Annotated in this window: 16 protein-coding genes; 3 read left to right on the forward strand and 13 right to left on the reverse strand. The window is 45.4% G+C overall.

Annotated elements, in window-relative coordinates:
• Positions 1-7: 7 nt before the first annotated feature.
• From JUF10_RS02895 to JUF10_RS02925, 7 genes are all read right to left on the reverse strand, one after another.
• Positions 8-361, reverse strand: a complete 354-nt coding sequence (locus JUF10_RS02895; protein ID WP_203640748.1) for a glycerol dehydratase reactivase beta/small subunit family protein — start codon at positions 359-361, stop codon at positions 8-10.
• On the reverse strand, positions 354-2198 hold the full coding sequence (locus JUF10_RS02900) for a diol dehydratase reactivase subunit alpha (RefSeq protein WP_308440199.1): 1845 nt from the start codon (positions 2196-2198) through the stop codon (positions 354-356). The genes JUF10_RS02895 and JUF10_RS02900 overlap by 8 nt, the downstream gene beginning before the upstream one ends.
• Before the next feature lie 26 nt (positions 2199-2224).
• Entirely contained in the window at positions 2225-2749 is a 525-nt protein-coding gene (locus JUF10_RS02905) for a diol dehydratase small subunit (RefSeq protein ID WP_203640749.1), read from the reverse strand.
• Positions 2750-2761: 12 nt separating this feature from the next.
• Positions 2762-3460, reverse strand: coding sequence for a propanediol/glycerol family dehydratase medium subunit (locus JUF10_RS02910; RefSeq protein ID WP_203640750.1), 699 nt, complete (start codon positions 3458-3460; stop codon positions 2762-2764).
• 16 nt (positions 3461-3476) lie between these two features.
• On the reverse strand, positions 3477-5153 hold the full coding sequence (locus JUF10_RS02915; protein ID WP_203640751.1) for a propanediol/glycerol family dehydratase large subunit: 1677 nt from the start codon (positions 5151-5153) through the stop codon (positions 3477-3479).
• A 27-nt stretch (positions 5154-5180) separates the two neighbouring features.
• Positions 5181-5897 (reverse strand): propanediol utilization microcompartment protein PduB, encoded by a 717-nt coding sequence (pduB, locus tag JUF10_RS02920; protein ID WP_048735680.1) that lies wholly within the window; start codon positions 5895-5897, stop codon positions 5181-5183.
• Positions 5898-6017: 120 nt separating this feature from the next.
• On the reverse strand, positions 6018-6296 hold the full coding sequence (locus tag JUF10_RS02925) for a BMC domain-containing protein (RefSeq protein ID WP_048735679.1): 279 nt from the start codon (positions 6294-6296) through the stop codon (positions 6018-6020).
• Between the two features lie 224 nt (positions 6297-6520).
• Between JUF10_RS02925 and JUF10_RS02930 the strand changes: the two genes are divergently transcribed.
• The 3 genes from JUF10_RS02930 to JUF10_RS02940 all read left to right on the forward strand — a co-directional run bounded on the left by JUF10_RS02930 (position 6521) and on the right by JUF10_RS02940 (position 9870).
• Positions 6521-7585, forward strand: a complete 1065-nt coding sequence (locus JUF10_RS02930) for a helix-turn-helix domain-containing protein (protein ID WP_203640752.1) — start codon at positions 6521-6523, stop codon at positions 7583-7585.
• A 351-nt stretch (positions 7586-7936) separates the two neighbouring features.
• Positions 7937-8695, forward strand: a complete 759-nt coding sequence (locus JUF10_RS02935; RefSeq protein WP_203640753.1) for a glucose 1-dehydrogenase — start codon at positions 7937-7939, stop codon at positions 8693-8695.
• A gap of 65 nt (positions 8696-8760) precedes the next feature.
• Positions 8761-9870, forward strand: a complete 1110-nt coding sequence (locus JUF10_RS02940) for a D-2-hydroxyacid dehydrogenase (protein ID WP_203640754.1) — start codon at positions 8761-8763, stop codon at positions 9868-9870.
• Positions 9871-10079: 209 nt separating this feature from the next.
• Here JUF10_RS02940 and JUF10_RS02945 read toward each other — a convergent pair whose 3' ends face one another.
• The 6 genes from JUF10_RS02945 to JUF10_RS02970 form a co-directional block, all read right to left on the reverse strand.
• Positions 10080-10508 carry a EutP/PduV family microcompartment system protein gene (locus tag JUF10_RS02945; RefSeq protein WP_203640755.1) on the reverse strand — a complete coding sequence of 143 codons (429 nt, stop codon included), beginning with the start codon at positions 10506-10508 and terminating at the stop codon, positions 10080-10082.
• 1 nt (position 10509) lies between these two features.
• Positions 10510-11256: a DUF4430 domain-containing protein gene (locus JUF10_RS02950; protein ID WP_203640756.1), complete on the reverse strand. Its 747-nt coding sequence runs from the start codon at positions 11254-11256 to the stop codon at positions 10510-10512.
• 19 nt (positions 11257-11275) lie between these two features.
• On the reverse strand, positions 11276-12328 hold the full coding sequence (locus tag JUF10_RS02955; protein ID WP_203640757.1) for a prenyltransferase/squalene oxidase repeat-containing protein: 1053 nt from the start codon (positions 12326-12328) through the stop codon (positions 11276-11278).
• 391 nt (positions 12329-12719) lie between these two features.
• Positions 12720-13394: an ECF transporter S component gene (locus tag JUF10_RS02960; protein ID WP_203641082.1), complete on the reverse strand. Its 675-nt coding sequence runs from the start codon at positions 13392-13394 to the stop codon at positions 12720-12722.
• 17 nt (positions 13395-13411) lie between these two features.
• Positions 13412-15100: an ABC transporter ATP-binding protein gene (locus JUF10_RS02965; protein WP_203640758.1), complete on the reverse strand. Its 1689-nt coding sequence runs from the start codon at positions 15098-15100 to the stop codon at positions 13412-13414.
• Entirely contained in the window at positions 15088-15984 is an 897-nt protein-coding gene (locus JUF10_RS02970; RefSeq protein WP_203640759.1) for an energy-coupling factor transporter transmembrane component T, read from the reverse strand. Before JUF10_RS02970 ends, JUF10_RS02965 begins: the two co-directional genes overlap by 13 nt.
• Positions 15985-16081: the final 97 nt, after the last annotated feature.

Raw genomic sequence — 16081 nt, forward strand, 5'->3', positions numbered from 1 at the left:
TCCCCATTCATGATAATTTCTTAAAGGGTATTCCCTTTACTAACCGAGCAGCGTTGGCTCCTAGCATTCGTAACGTCGACACATCATCAATCGTCACATCAAACAATGGCTCGTGTTCCGGCAAATTCTTATAGTGAATCACATAACGATGATCATCGTATGCAATTCCTACCGATAATCTGGAAGATAGCGCTGCTTGATATGCCCGAGAAACAACATCACTAACTGCAATATCTTGTATCGAACTCGGAATCTGTTCCTCTTCAATACCATTCAAGAGCGGTTGTAATTGAGCCTGTGCAGTAGAAATCTCTCCATCTACACCAATGACGATTGTTGGGCGTTCAGGCGTATCAGCCATTGCTTAGCCTTCTCTCTTCAGCGTAACGAAGAACCAATCCAGTTGCAACGGCATTTCGTGGTCCCATAATGCCACGAACATTTCCGCGACCAGAAACTAGATTGTAATGGGCCAACTCATCCGTAACTAATTGTGGAATTTCAAAGTCAAGCGCTGATCCCCCAACAATAACCACAAACGGAATATCCCGAATGTTTCCAGTTGGACTGACATACTTTAGTGCTCGAATGGCATTCGTTACGAACACACGCTTCTTGGCACTTTGCCGAACCAACTTAATCTTTTCAATGCTTGGATTACCCGTAACCGGTTCATAGCCATCTGGCTTAATGACCACAATTCGAGCAAACAATTCGGATGGCAAAGGATGTTCAAAGAACTGAACAGAACCATCTTCATGTCGCAACTGGAAAAGATTTTCAACTTTAGCCAATGGATAGCGTTTAATATCCTCGGCTAAGTAAGGATCAGACAAGCCCAGTTCGGAATTGATAATCATAGTAACCATATCACCCGCACCGGCAAGATGAATCGCAATCATCTTATCTTCCTTGTCAATAATGGAAGCATCCGTAGATCCAGCTCCAAAGTCAAGAATTGCAATCGGCTTAGACGTGCCAGGTGTTGTCAGCGCACCATGAATGGCTGATTCAACCTCTGCACCACCAATTTCGACTTTAACATTGAGTTCCTTCTCAATCAGTTTAGCAATCACTTCCATCTGCAAGTGATCAGACTTAACCATCGCAGCAATCCCAACAGCTGATTCATTCAAGAATTCTCCTGCCAAGCCCCCCGTAACTTTTACTGGAACTTGAGTGTCGATTGCCAATAAGTCTTGAATCGCGACATCCTTATTCTGTTTGCCAGTTAAAGTCGCCATCGTCTGACGAACCTTTTCCAGCATACCACCAATGTTTGTCCCGGATTCCCCGGTAATATCCTTAATGTGGCGGAAATTGGAAACCTTTTTCATAATTGCGTCGGCACCCCTTGAGACACCAACTTCTTCTTTTCCAGTCTCACCATCAATGATAATTTTACCAGCAGGAATTACACGGGCCTTAACATCGCCTTCTGGCGTCTTAATGACGACCGCCGAACGGTTACCAATCAGAGCACGCGAAACGGGAACAATATTTCGGGTTTCTTCAGAATTAAGGTTAAACAGCGTAGCAATCCCATATGGATTAGCTAATTGGGAAATAACTTGTCCTGGTCCAGCCACCTCAACAGCAGCTAGCATTCGAACTGGCACCTTATCAATCAGAGCAACCTCATCCACAATCGGAATTTGCTTATTCAACCGATTATCAACAAGGACCGCATCATCATTTTGTAGAATGGCAGCTGTTACATCGTAACCAACCGCGATGTACGCATTGATCAACTTAGCACAATTTTCAAAGTCGAGTTCCTTGGGAACAATTACAATGTAACTACGACTCTTATCATTTTCCTCAGCTAAATCTAAAATTGGAATTGTAACCCCGGATGCAGTTCCCATGCCACCTGGTGTGTCAGGGTTATGGCCAATCATGGTTGATTCCGTGACAATTGTCTCCGTAATCGTTTCCATGGCCACGTCCCCGATAACCGGAGTGGCTTCGTTAATTCTAATTAAATCAATATCATTAATTGATAAATTAGTCTTATCTAACACCTGATTGATTGAATCACGAATACCAACTAAATTTTCTTTGGTACCCTTAATACCCGTTGTTGCAGCTATCCCTGATCCAATAAAATTTGCCTCTCCACTATCGGAAACATTAGCTAGTGCAACTTCAGTTGACGAATTTCCAATATCAACACCAATCACATTTTTCATTGCCATGCCTAAACACCCTTTTTCGACTTTTCCTACTTATCTCCTTTAAGCTTCTTACGGCTTTCGTAGTATTTTGCGGCTTCTTCAAACCATGCCGCACAAATATTAGCATCGTACTTAGTCCGTAATTCATTGGCAATACTCAGGAGTTCATCCTTAGAAGAACGGTATGGCCGCAGTGCATTGTACATTTCCAGCAAACGGTCGTCAGGAATTTTAGTCAATTCTGCCGCGCGGTCAAAGTTCATTTGCAACGTCTTCCGCCCAGCATCTCCGGCGACATCCCCCTGCATCTTAAGTGCTTCGGCCGTGATCCGTAAGTCTTTCCGGTCAACCCGATTGTTTTGAATGTCATCAAGGGTGACATCATTCAATGCCTTACCAGAAGGTGTTCTAATGATGTCCCGATGTTTTTCATATAGTGGATAATCCTTGACACCATACTGCTTACCGTCACTAACGCTGGTACTCGATGAATTAGTTGATCCAGTAGACGCGGTATCAGAATTATTAACCTGCTTTAAAATGTTTGCAACTAAATCGTTAATATCGCTCATTGATACCTCTCCTTAAAATGTGACTTTGATCTCTTCTGCTGGCTTACCAGGAACAACCTGGTGCGTCTCACGAATATGTAAGATGGCAGAGATTGCTTGGAAGTTGGGCCGAGCCATTTGGTCGTTTGGTTGTGAAACAGGCTCTGGAGAATCACCCTTTGCATAACGAGCCGCATTTTTACCGATTTGACGGAACATCTTGGCATCGATAACGGGTGCCTCTGGGAATAATTCCAAGTTGTTTAGAGCTTCTTGATCCTTCTGATGAATGATCACAGTCCCTTTTGATTGAATCCCAACGGAAATCCCGGAACCTGACAAATGGTCAGCCTCTACGGCCATGAATGAAACGTCAGAGGTATCGTAAGCTTTAATGACCCGTGCTTTTAGCCCTTCCTCTTCAATTCCAGCAATAATTTGACGTAATGCTTCCTGATGAGAAACGCCAGATTCAGTCTTAGTCAGCACCGTTGCAAAGGCAGGTGCTACAGCAATCACAATTTCATCCTTAGAATAACCTGGCTTAGCTAAACCAACTGATTGGAACCAAGCAACGTCCTTTTCTGGGACTGCATCCCCAGTGTATGAAGTGCTTTCAGAAGTAGCTACAGCGCTACCTTTCTTCTGAAAATCAATGGTTTGATCAGTTTGTGTTTGTGCTAGGACTTCACGGACAATTTTACGAACTAAGTTTTCATCAATTTCAGTCATAAAAATACCTCCTCCCTTACATATCGAAGTGTTCTGGATCGATAACTTGTGGAATATCCGTTACCTTTTTCCATTCTTCAGGGTCGTCGTAGAGACGGTAACCAGTACCTGGTCCTTGATAGTCGTTCCCTTCGTTGACGGCAGATTCAACATGCCATTTGTCATCGAAAATAGCCGACGTTTGGAGATAGTCCCCAACAACTTTTTGCTTTTGAAGGTTCAGAATGGCTTCCGCAACATCCTTAACATCACCGTCAACTAACGCCTTAATAACGTCAACGGCTGTAATTCCTCTGTCCATCATATCTTGGGCAGCCTTCATATCAGCAACCTTATCACGTTTTGGCATGTCTTCATGAACATCAGCATAAGTTGCAGCTTCAACTTCTTCATCGGTAATAGCAGGTAAACCTAAACCTTTGAAGACGATTTGCAACGACTTAGCGGCTTTCCGACGAACGTTAATGGCATCTTCTTCTTTGATTGAATGAATCCCAAATGATTGACCATAATCCCGTGACAGGAAGTGAATGTCATCGTAATCATAGACATCTTCGTTAGAACCAGCAAAAGTGTTATCTGGGTTTGGTTCGGCACCAAATCCTGAGCAGATGAAGTCGGTCCCACCGATAAATTGACCCATGAAACGCCAAGTCCGACGCATTGAGGAGTGAGAGAACGATTGGTCACTCCCAGTTGCGGCTTCCAAGTCGTACATCATGCACAACAGGTTTTCACCTAAAACTTCACGTAACCCATTCGGAACGGCCGTTGGAATTGAAATACAACTGAGTGACCCGTTTTGTAGCCCTTGTACACCAGAAGCCTTCGATAACAAGATGCACCGTGCTTCCAAGTAGAGCATTGATTTACCTTCTGGGTAGCCCATCAAAACTTCTGAACCAGAACCAGACGTAAAGCGCATTTTAATTCCACGAGAAGCATAGCAAGATGCCAAGAACCCTTTAGACCAAGGCGTATCATCGCCATCGGTAAATGAACGGTCAGTCCCATAAACAGAAATGGTTTCGGCATAAGAGGTCAAGCCCCGCATCCCTAATTGCAATTCGGTTGCTTCGTCAACGGAACATTGGTGAAGAACACCAGGCCGGCCTGTTTGCGAACCAACCAATACTGAAAGCGCGTTGAAAGGAGCATCCCGACTAACAGCAGTGGTCGTTTCTTCTTCAGCGAATCCTCTCAAAGCAGCTTCAGCAGCGTCAGCAGCTAATTCGACTGGATTGTCGATATAGTTGGTAACGTGACTTTGGTTAGCTGGCTTGCGCCGTTCACGCATCTTCTTAGCACCCATGATCATTTCACCAAAGTCAAGTTGGCAGATAACATCTTGACCCTTGGCAGGCGTCATGGCCGTCGTGTACTTCAGAACTTCTTTGTGAGAAACGTTAGGATCAATTAACATCTTAGCAATCTTAGCGGAGTCCGTTGCCATTACTTTTTCAGCATTTTCAATGTTGATCCCATAATTGGCAATGTACATATCAATCAAATCAAAGTCTTCACGTTTTTTCCCGTCCATTTCGGTAATGATCCCATTTTCAACCTTAACACTTGGTTCAGGGTCATTAGGACTCTTCATCGCAACGAATCCTTCTTCAGGCCACTCTTTAACAATGACATCTTTATTGATTGGACGCTGTTCTAGCTTTTCAAATCTTTTTTGACGTTTCATTAAGTAATCCTCCTTAGAATAAAGTTTTTACTGAATGTAGGAGGGATAATCATTTGATGGCTTATCTCCCATTTGTCCCAGCAACTCTAGTCCGCGTTCGCGAGCAGCAATAACGGCTTGACGAACTGCACCCGATTCGCCACTAATGGTCAACGTCCCTTCGTTGGAAGGACTACCATTGTGACTTGGCGTTGCCACCGAAATAATGTTTACACCAGCGGTCTTTAATGCTGTATCTGCCATGACAATACCAATTGCAGCAGGACAAGCATTGATGATTCCGAAGGCTTTGCCTTCTTCAGCACCTAAGGCTTCAGTTAAACAGCCAGCAGCTCGAGCAGTGTACTGTAATTCCACGTAACCGGCATCGTTCCCATATACATCGCCAAAGTAGTGATGCAGATTTTCAAAAGTTACTTTAATGGCCTCACGTACATCTGATGGATCATAACCACCAATGACGATCATGCAACCTTGTCCCCCGCCACCTTTGGTATCATTCGTCCATTCAACATCAATTACTTCAGTATTGGTAGACTTAATCCCTTCATCCATTGAGAAGAGTTGTGGGCCGCCACCGGTACGGTCACTGACGATTCCAATTACTGAATAGTGCTTTTTAACGTGCATCTTTTCTAGGAGCTCTGGATCTACGTTGGGAATACATAACCCAATTGTATCCCCAGCTGCATCGGCACCCACGAACTCCGGTGCGACACTGGTGGAATTCAAAAAGTCAATCATAAGACTGCCCCCTAATATTTTGTAACGGAGAATTTTCAATTAAATTGCTTACTACTAATAAAAAGGTCCTTATTTGTCCTCCACTCAAACAAAATAAGAACCAATTTTAATGACTATTCTTTATTCTTTGTGTGGAAGAATTTTCTCAACATCCGTATGTGGACGAGGGATGACATAGCTGGAAACAACCTCACCGACGTTCCCTGCAGCCTGAACTCCTGCGTCTACAGCTGCTTTAACAGCTCCAACGTCGCCACGAACCATGGCAGTTACAAGACCGGCACCAATTTTCTGTTGACCGATTAAGGCAACGTTTGCAGCTTTAACCATTGCATCTGCTGCTTCAATTGAAGGTACTAAACCTCTCGTTTCAATCATACCAAGCGCTTCTTGTTCCATAAAGAAAGCCTCCTAATGTCAGTAAACGTTTGAAAACGCTTACTTTTTTATTACACGGCTATTATATAACAAGTGATTTAAATTTTCTTAGTCATTTTCATTTATAAATTGTGGCAGTTCATAAGATATTACCCTCATTTAGTACGGATATTTGATTTTTATCATAAAATAAGCTATTGTGTACTCACTAACAAGGTTAGTGACCTCTAAAAGGAGACTTTTTTATGAATTTTAATTCACAAGAGACGCGTTACATTCGTATCAAGCAGATTCTGACTTTATTTTATCAGCTAACGAAGACCCATCTTGCCTTTATTGACGCCTCATTACACCTTGTCACAAACGATGGCGTGTTCCTAGATACTGGCAAAGTTACCACCTTTTTTCACCAAAAAAATCTTTCACTATTCTTTCCCTTGACTACAAACGGGCAATTCAATGGCTTGTTTGTTACAAATAAAAATAATATTCCTGTTAATACAACTTCCTTACATCAGGAGGCCTTGGAAAATATTGCCATCAGTGTCCTAAATGCTTACTATCAAGAGATTAGCGTCCTGTCCCCCTTGACCAAAGAGGACTTGATGAAGGGCCGTCAACTCCTCAATTTAATTATCTCCGGATCGACAAATGAAATTGAAAATCCAACTAACAAGCTTAAACAATCCCAGGACGTCAACAATAGTAAAGGCATCAATGATATTGACATCGCCTTATCTTACATAGATCAAAATATCGATCAAAAGCTCACACTAGACACAGTGGCAAAAAATTCTTATTTATCACCAGCATATTTAAGCCGACTATTCAAAGAACATTTTAAAATTAACTTTTCAAGTTATATTCGAATCAGAAAAATTGCTCTAGCCCAGATACAATTAATTTCGACTGACAACCCCATCAGCGATATTTCGAATACCATTGGTTTTGCTCGAGCAAACTATTTCAACAAGGTTTTCAAAGAAACCACCAGCCTAACCCCATTACAATTCCGCAAGCGGTATAGCGGTGCTCAGAAAATTTACACCATCAACCGCGACTTAGAGTGGAACGACAATATTTCAGTTTATGCTGCATCTCAACACTACTTTCAAAAAGAAGGGATTGTCTTAAAAGAAAAAAGTATCAATGGCCGGCCTTGCATCGTTGCCATCGATGGTCTGTCTTCTTTAAGCAACACAAAGGGCTGGATCTACCTAGTGGATGGCGTTCAACCTCAAATCTTTCCAAGCGAAACTTATGTTAAAAATAAATCTGTCATCCAATGGATCTACGTCACACTCTCCTAAGACAAATGGTATTTCAAAAAAAGTGGTGAGATTTTCGGAAATTATGAAAATTTTGTCGCTTTTTTGTCATTTTTTCGTTGAAAATACTAACAATAATGACAAATTATCATTTAAAACAAGTATTATTACTTTAGAGTTATCCGAGAATAATAACTTATTTTTTTCACAATCCACCGTCTGAAACCGCTTACCATTACAACGTTACAGCCGCATAATCCTTCTATAGACGACCAATCTCTTTTAAGCAAAATGCTCAGAAATACTGATTTTACGAAAAAGAAAGCGCTTTACATACAATAATCGGGTGCTATATAATACCTTTGTAACAAACTTTAGAACGGAGGCTTTATAATGGGACGTTTGCAAGGTAAGGTTGCATTAGTTACTGGTGGATCAAAGGGTATCGGTAAGTCCATCGTTGAACGTTTTGCTCAAGAGGGTGCTAAAGTCGTATTTACGGCGATTGAAAAAGAAGCTGGCGACTTATTGGAAAAGGAATTAATTCCAAACCGGCTGGTATTTATGCAACAGGATGTTTCAAAAAAGGATGACTGGGACCGGGTCATCAGTGCTACGATGAAAAAATTTGGCAAAATCAATATTATCGTAAACAACGCCGGAATCGGTGTCTTTTCTGATATTGAAAAAATGGATGAGAGAAACTGGAATTCTACGATCGGCGTTAATCTTACAGGGACAATGTGGGGTGTCAAATACGGGATTAAGGTCATGAAGAACAATCACGAAAAGAACTCCATTATCAACCTTTGTTCCGTAGAAGGTTTAATTGGTGACCCCGACTTACTCGCTTACAATGCTTCTAAAGGTGGCGTTCGCTTGATGACCAAGTCCGCCGCATTGCATTGTGCTCGCGAAGGCTATGATATTCGGATTAACTCCGTCCACCCAGGCTACGTCAACACACCATTAGTTGAAAACCTCGAAAAGACTGATCCTAAGGTTGCCGATCACTTAGTTTCACTGCACCCAATGGGTCGCTTAGCTGAACCAAGTGAAGTCGCAAACATGGCTTTGTTCCTTGCATCAGACGAGTCATCATTTAGCACTGGTTCAGAATTCTTAGTCGATGGTGGATATACTGCACAATAATCGACTAGTAACATCATACTTGGCTTTTTAGGTATGTACTGAATAATAGAAATGAGGAACTTTTAATGTCAGATGTAAATGAAGATCTAATCAGAGAAGTGATTAAGCAAGTTCTCGCTGAATCTAAATCCCAAGTCAGTTCGTCTCCTGCAAAGAGTTCCAATTCAAACGGTAAGAAACGCATCTTCGCTTTTAGTATTCGTAAGGATGAAGAACCCTATGTTAAAGAATGGGCAAAGAGTCATCCAGAAATCGAAGTTGGCTATACCGATGAATTGCTCTCTCCAAAAACTGCAAAATACGCTGAAGGCGCCGATGGGGTCGTTGTTTATCAACAACTCTCCTACACAGCAGAAACACTTCAAGCACTTGCAGATCAAGGGATTACAAAGATGTCATTGCGGAATGTCGGTGTCGACAACGTCGATTTAGATAAAGCTAAGGAACTTGGCTTTGAAATCACCAACGTACCAGTTTATTCACCAAACGCTATTGCAGAACACGCCGCTATTCAAACTGCCCGGATTCTGCGTCAAACAAAGGTTTTGGATGAAAAAATTGAAAATGGTGATCTGCGTTGGGCACCAACTATCGGCCGTGAAGTCCGTGACCAAACTGTTGGTGTCATCGGTACAGGTCATATTGGCCGTGTTTACATGCAAATTATGGAAGGCTTCGGCGCTAAAGTCATTGCTTTTGACCCTTATGAAAACGCCGAACTAAAAGCCAAAGGTTACTACGTAAATACCTTAGATGAACTTTACGCACAATCCGATGTAATTTCCCTACACGTCCCTGCTACCAAAGAGAATACCCACATGATCAACAGTAGTTCCATTGCCAAGATGAAGGACGATGTTGTCTTGGTAAACTGTTCACGTGGTGCTTTAGTTGATACTGATGCTGTGATTAAAGCCCTAGATAAGGGCAAAGTTGCTGGTTTCGTTATGGACACGTATGAAGACGAAGTCGGTATCTTTAACGCTGATTGGCGGAATAAGACCTTCCCTGACAAACGCCTGGAAGACTTAATTCACCGTTCAAATGTTCTCGTCACACCACATACAGCATTCTACACGACACATGCTGTGCGTAACATGGTACTTAAAGCATTCGATAATAACTGTGAGCTGATTCATGGTAAACCAGCTGACACACCTGTTAAAATTGACTAACCATTTATCAATTACTAGCTCTTGTTGTACAACGCCAAAGCTAATAAGCCTCCACTAAAAACTAAGGTTGACTGTACACAGAAGATAAATTAGATAAAAAAGATATGGCACCCTCACGTCGAGGATGCCATATCTTTTTTGGTAGAGCACTAATCAAGAACGCAACTCAAATAAACGGCAGATTTTGAATATTTTAAAGACAAAATCTGTTAATCATCCAAGAATTTACGAAGAGCTTCCGTATGCTCACCAGTCAAAGCGGACACTTTGAATATTTGCTGTGCGCCAGCTCGTTTCAGCTGGTCACTCGCCCAAACAATTGCAGTCTGATCAGCAATATCTGTTTTAGTGACCACACCCACTACCGGTCGAGCAAACATCGTACTGAGCGCTTCCGGAAAGATTAAACGTTGATCCGTGGCGCTCTGTAGCATAACGACCACATCAACGTCCATCGCAGTTGTGGCCAAACTTGTATACATCCGCCGATGCTCAATATATTCTCCCGGTGTATCAACAATGTTCTGATAAAATTCTAGCACTTGCGTCTTGTCATAATGAATGGTCAGATCCTTCAGCCGTTGCAAAAGAGTCGTCTTACCACAGCCAATGGCACCAATAAACATCGCTCGTTTCATCTTAGTACCCCGCTGTCGTGAAGTACCAGTGCACATCGTCGCCGTTGGTCACGTGCTTGGCATTCGCGGCTTCATCAATGAACTTACCATTGACCTTGTACTTCCAACCGCTACCGACCTTTACATCATTTTCAGCGAGACCGTTAATGCTGCTGACATACACAGCCACACCACTTTGATAGACCAATTTCAGCTTAGACGCCTTCAGGACTGAGAAGGCCGTGGCATTCTTGGAAATGGCCACTGAGTCATTGAAGAGTGTCTTCTTGTAGCCCGACACCGTCAAATGAACCTTCCCAGTCGATTGCGACTTAGGCGTTGACTTCTTAGTTGTCGCAGCCGCTTCCCGCTTGGTCGTCGGTTGCGTCGCCTTAGCCGTCTTTTTGGCCGCCGTCGACTTCTTAGTGGACCGTGCCGTCGTCACTTTTTTGGCCTTAACGCTGGCCGTACTAGCGGCCTTGGTCGACCGTTTAGACTTTTTGGTGGCCTTGGCACGGGCCTTAGAACTGGCCTTAGAACTGGCCTTACGCTTAGATGACGATGACTTCTTGTGCGCGTCCTTTTTCGCCGCAACCTTTTTGGCCTGCGATGAAGAAGACGCCGACTGACTTGCAGATGAACTCCGACTTGATGACGAACTCGTCTGTGGCGCCGTGGACTGCTGTGCATGCTGCTGCATGGCCAGCGCCGTTCCCATAGTGAAAATGGTGACGACGACCGCCACGATGATCCAGACTGACTTTTTCATGACTGACGCTCCTTAACCTTTATTTGAACGTGTAGACCAATTTGTTGGTGTACGTACCGTTATGTGCGGCACTAGCAGCTAAGCTCACTTGACCGTAAGCTAAGGTCATACTGAAAGCATCTTTGACAGTACCGTCAGACTTCACGTAGCTCAACATTGCGCGTAATGGCGTTGCCGTTTGACCACTAGTCAAAGCCGTCTTGTTGATGTTCTTGAAAGCTGCCTTCGTCGTTGCTAAGCCCATGATAGCTTCGGCAGTCGAGTTGGCGTTGGGGTTTTCCTTACCGTTGTAAACGTAACCAAAGGCACCACTCTTGTAAACGGCCTTCTTCAGGTAGCTCCGGCCGGCAGTTGCAGCGGTTTTGACCGTCTTGTTCTTGCTCTTGCCCATAGCTAAGGCATTGACAGCAACGGCAGTCGTGTCACTGTCGACACTAGCAACGGTGTTGTTGTAAGCCCACCCCTTGTTGGATTGTTGGCTCTTAGCAATCTTCAAGCTTAATGAAGACTTAGAGAAAGCGGCCTTGCTAGGCTTCTTGAAGGTCTTGTTAGAAGAAACGGCAATCAAAGTCGTGCTTTGAACGTTAACCGTTTGCTTGTTCATTGACTTCTTGTACAGCGTGCTGACCAAGTTCATAGACTTCTTGGCACCAGCTGGCGTGTACTTCGTTGGGTTGACGCCAATGGCCTGTAAACCGATGATGGCGTTGGCCAAGGTAGCTGGATCACTCTTGCTGGAAACGACCAAGTTCTTCTTAACTAACTTCTTCTGGCTAGTCGTAAACTTGTAGCCTTGCTTCTTCAAACCCAACAGGAAATCGGAGTAACCGGCAGCGGCACCCGTGGTTGGATAAGCGGACTTGCTAAAAATCTTAGCTTTGCTAGTCAAGCCATCTTTGTTGGCCTTCATCATTTTCTTTGCGTATGTAGTTGCAGACTTGGTCTTGCTGGTCCGGTAACTCTTGCTAGCAGTCTTGACACTTGCAGCCCCTGCGTCAACGACTGGTACTAAGGTTCCCAAAGCCAATACTGCAGTTAGTGAAGCCGTCATTACTTTATTCATCTTAAACATTATCCCATCATCCTTTAAATTAAATTTCACTGGTCATAGTCGTCTACGGCTGGTAGATACGCCACCCTGTGAGGCAGACCTGGAGCCCAAATGCGGTCTCCGGTCTAAGACGACATCCACAGGGTTCCGTACCTATCAGCCTACGACTACAATTAGTGTAGTTGTAAACCACGTGTTACCTTTTAATGTTTGCCACACCAGTTCTAACAACGATTGAATTCCGAAAAAAGACAATAGCTACTGCCTACTAATCAATTATCCAGTCAACCATTAGACCCGCCCGCTAATAACTAGCGGTGGAACTTACCAAGAACAATATCCGGCCATCCAACAGTCGCCCATTTCCCACATGCCAGCGTAGTCATTTCCCCGCTACACTAGCACATGCGGCTTAACTGTGACGCTGATGACCACTCGTCATGCTCTTAGGTAAAATCTGATACTTGGTAATCAATCGGTCCATGAGTTGACGCCATGGCCGGTAAAGCAGGAGAATGCTGACCGCATTGGTGGCGGCGTGGAGGGCGTCAAAGAGAAAACTGCCGGCAAATGCCAACAGAAAACTCGTGAGGCGCAACGGCCGGACGTAGGCCAAGGCGTACCAGAGATCCATGATCCAGCCAAACCAAAATCCCCATAGTGCTCCCCAGACGACCAGTAACCAGACATTATCCTTAAGCTGACTGCGCCGTAATAATCCCGTCGTCAGGCCCATCAGGCCCCACGCCAACATTTGCCACGGCGTCCACGGCCCCTGCCCTAAGAACAGGTTCGACACTAACGCCATCATCGAGCCGCTCACAAAACCCATTTCCGGGCCCAAGCTTACGGCACTCACGATGACGACGAAGCTAGTCAATTGGACGTTCGGAATCGCGGCCAAAGGAACCCGTCCCAAGACGCCCAATGCCACGATCACCGCCAAGAACACCAGCAACCGCGTACTCATTTCTCGCTTCTCAAAGTGCCAGTAGGCCGGGAGAATGCTAACCGCCAGACAGCCAAAGCTGAACCAGAGGTAGTGCTTCCCCTTTAACAGGAGCATCCCCGCTAACAAGACCAGCATCAATGTGACCGGCACAATCAGGCCCCAGTTAACTTGTCGTCGTTGTTCGATTGTAACTCACCTCCCTTCGTGGTTCGCCGAACGTCCTGCCAAAAGAGTGCACTCGGCACCTGCTGTCGCAGCAAGCGATTGACGGCCGTCGTCGATAAAAAGTTATTTGTGAAGAATGTCCGTGTGGGCTGTGGCTTACTGACCTGGCCGTCAAACATGAACGTACAGCTGGTCGCAAACGCCGCGCAAAAGTCCATGTCATGACTGGCCATAACGACCGTTAATCCGGACTGATGTGCCTGTTGCAGAATGCGGCCAATGTGTTGCTTGGTGTCCGGGTCAAGGCCCTTCGTGGGTTCGTCCAGCAAGAGGAGCTCCGGCTGCGCAATCAGCGCTAGACCTAACCCTAACAATTGCTGCTGGCCTCCACTCAAGTCAAAGGCATTTTGATCAGCCACCCGAGTTAAATGACAGGTGACCAACATGTCGTGCACGACCTGCTCAACATCGGTCCGCCCCAGCAAGTTGGCCTGGGCCGTAAGTTCTGACGCCACCGTATCCCCGCTGAATTGTTCTGTGGGATTCTGCGAAAGGTAGCCGATGTGGGCGAGCCGCTCGTTGTTTTTCAGCTTCCAAACGATTTGCTGCTTCAACCGAGCTTTACCGTGTTGTGGCTTCTGTAGACCAGCTAGAATCGTTAACAACGTCGATTTTCCCGACCCATTTTTTCCGATAATCGCCAGCCAGTCGCCGGTATTCACGGTCAAACTGAGTTGGCGGAGCACGGCCGCGCCACCATCATAGTGCCGCGTGATTTCCTTAGCCGTCAATAAAGGATTGGTCGCAACCTTAAGCTTGGTCGTGTCATTCTGGGCGCTAAACTGCCAGTTACCCGCCTGCAATGCCTGACGACCAGCCGTCACGGTTAAGGGTAAGGGCTGAACGGGTAAGTCGTGTGCCAGAAAGAATTCGGGCACTGGTGGTACGAACGCCCGGAGCTCTGGCGTTTGGTGCATTTGACGTAACCCCGCCGATACTGGGCCAACGTAAGCGACCTGCCCCGCCGTCAGTAAGACCAACTGATCGGCCATTGACAGAACTCGACTCAACCGATGCTCGGTCAGGATGATCGTGATTCCTAACTCGTCATGCACCTGCTGTAAAATGGTCAGAAAGTTCTGCGCCGTCGTCGGATCCAACTGGGCCGTGGGCTCATCAAGCAAAATGACCTCTGGCTTAAGTGCTAGGACTGATGCCAGATTGACCAGCTGCAGTTGCCCGCCAGAAAGACTGTCTATTGACTGATGTAACAGCTTATCTAGCCCCAAGAAGTTCGACAGTTCAGCGATGCGCATGGTCATGGCCGCCGAATCAAAACCCAGGTTTTCCAAGGGGAAGGCCAGTTCTTCGATCACAGTTGCCATGATTGGCTGCGTTTGCGGGTCCTGCGCGACGTAGCCCAATTGCTGGGCACTGGCATCACTGGAAAGAGCCATCAGAGATTGATTGTGAAAGCTAACCTCTCCAGATTGTTCGCCAGCCGGTTGAAGTTCCGGTTTGAGTTGCTTGAGGAGTGTCGTCTTACCACTCCCGGTAGCGCCAACAATTGTCACGAACGCCCCCGCCTTGATGGACAAGGAGACATCATTCAACGTTGGTTTCGTTTGCCCGGGATAGGTGAACGCGAGGTGGTCAATTTTAATTAATTCTCCCATAAACGATACACCCCTTCACCTAATACTGGCAGACCAACAAACACGAGTAACGGCAATACCAACCACCAATCTGTGCTGGAACTGGCGGTCATCTGATAAACATCCGTGGTCCAGCCGAAGCCTTGCCACCGAAAACTGATAATGATAAGAAATAGGAACAACCCGCCGAGCCCAAAGATGGCATCAAGTGGCTGCCAGAAATAGGTTTGATAGTGACTCCGCTTATGCGCACCGAATCCCCGTGCTTCCATCAAGACCGCGGTTTCCATCGCAGACGAGACGGAATCGATCAGTAGAATACGCATGAGGCGGCCGGTCTTTTGAATCCGTTGACCCCAAGACCCTTCGGTGACGACAATCCCCCGCGTCTTTTGTAACATGACCAGCCGGCGAAACTTCTGGGTAAACAGGCTGACCAGTCGTAGGGAAATCGTGAGTAGCATTGCGAGCCGCGGAACGACTGGAAATAAAAGATAGCTGAGCTTGGGGGTGGTCAGAATACCATTAAATAGAATAAATGCTAGAATCATGGCCCCCAGCAGAATCGCCATCGTGCAACCATAGAGTAGGCCGGTGCGGGTCAACCGAAACGTTATAGGACCCAACGTCAAGTGCCAGAGCAAGCCGCGCCCGTTCTGATTCAGGAGCAGGTTGAACACCACGATGACCGCCATCAGTGAGCCAATCCCCTTCAGGACTGACACAATTCGCTGGTGGCTAAAGTACCAACAGCTGATGGCTAATAACCCACCAAACAATGCTAGAGATAAAATTAAATGATTGAAGACTAATAAGAGCGTAAATAATTCAATGAAATAAACGGCAACGACTGCCGGGTGAACTTGACTAAAAAACGATGTGCTGGCTAACGTTCCCACATTCACCAGAGGTCCCTCCCATCATTGCAACCGCTTTCAGATATATTGAAACCATTTTACCAGTGGTCACTTTCGCATACCTTATGCCAATAACTAATTCTCA

This window comes from Levilactobacillus andaensis (genome assembly GCF_016861695.1).
Lineage (GTDB): Bacteria > Bacillota > Bacilli > Lactobacillales > Lactobacillaceae > Levilactobacillus > Levilactobacillus andaensis.

Bases quoted from the DNA above. Each gene is read 5' to 3' on its own strand.
- JUF10_RS02895 (WP_203640748.1), bottom strand. From the start codon at position 361: ATGGCTGATACGCCTGAACGCCCAACAATCGTCATTGGTGTAGATGGA.
- JUF10_RS02900 (WP_308440199.1), bottom strand. From the start codon at position 2,198: ATGGCAATGAAAAATGTGATTGGTGTTGATATTGGAAATTCGTCAACT.
- JUF10_RS02905 (WP_203640749.1), bottom strand. From the start codon at position 2,749: ATGAGCGATATTAACGATTTAGTTGCAAACATTTTAAAGCAGGTTAAT.
- JUF10_RS02910 (WP_203640750.1), bottom strand. From the start codon at position 3,460: ATGACTGAAATTGATGAAAACTTAGTTCGTAAAATTGTCCGTGAAGTC.
- JUF10_RS02915 (WP_203640751.1), bottom strand. From the start codon at position 5,153: ATGAAACGTCAAAAAAGATTTGAAAAGCTAGAACAGCGTCCAATCAAT.
- pduB (WP_048735680.1), bottom strand. From the start codon at position 5,897: ATGATTGACTTTTTGAATTCCACCAGTGTCGCACCGGAGTTCGTGGGT.
- JUF10_RS02925 (WP_048735679.1), bottom strand. From the start codon at position 6,296: ATGGAACAAGAAGCGCTTGGTATGATTGAAACGAGAGGTTTAGTACCT.
- JUF10_RS02930 (WP_203640752.1), top strand. From the start codon at position 6,521: ATGAATTTTAATTCACAAGAGACGCGTTACATTCGTATCAAGCAGATT.
- JUF10_RS02935 (WP_203640753.1), top strand. From the start codon at position 7,937: ATGGGACGTTTGCAAGGTAAGGTTGCATTAGTTACTGGTGGATCAAAG.
- JUF10_RS02940 (WP_203640754.1), top strand. From the start codon at position 8,761: ATGTCAGATGTAAATGAAGATCTAATCAGAGAAGTGATTAAGCAAGTT.
- JUF10_RS02945 (WP_203640755.1), bottom strand. From the start codon at position 10,508: ATGAAACGAGCGATGTTTATTGGTGCCATTGGCTGTGGTAAGACGACT.
- JUF10_RS02950 (WP_203640756.1), bottom strand. From the start codon at position 11,256: ATGAAAAAGTCAGTCTGGATCATCGTGGCGGTCGTCGTCACCATTTTC.
- JUF10_RS02955 (WP_203640757.1), bottom strand. From the start codon at position 12,328: ATGTTTAAGATGAATAAAGTAATGACGGCTTCACTAACTGCAGTATTG.
- JUF10_RS02960 (WP_203641082.1), bottom strand. From the start codon at position 13,394: ATGCTGGTCTTGTTAGCGGGGATGCTCCTGTTAAAGGGGAAGCACTAC.
- JUF10_RS02965 (WP_203640758.1), bottom strand. From the start codon at position 15,100: ATGGGAGAATTAATTAAAATTGACCACCTCGCGTTCACCTATCCCGGG.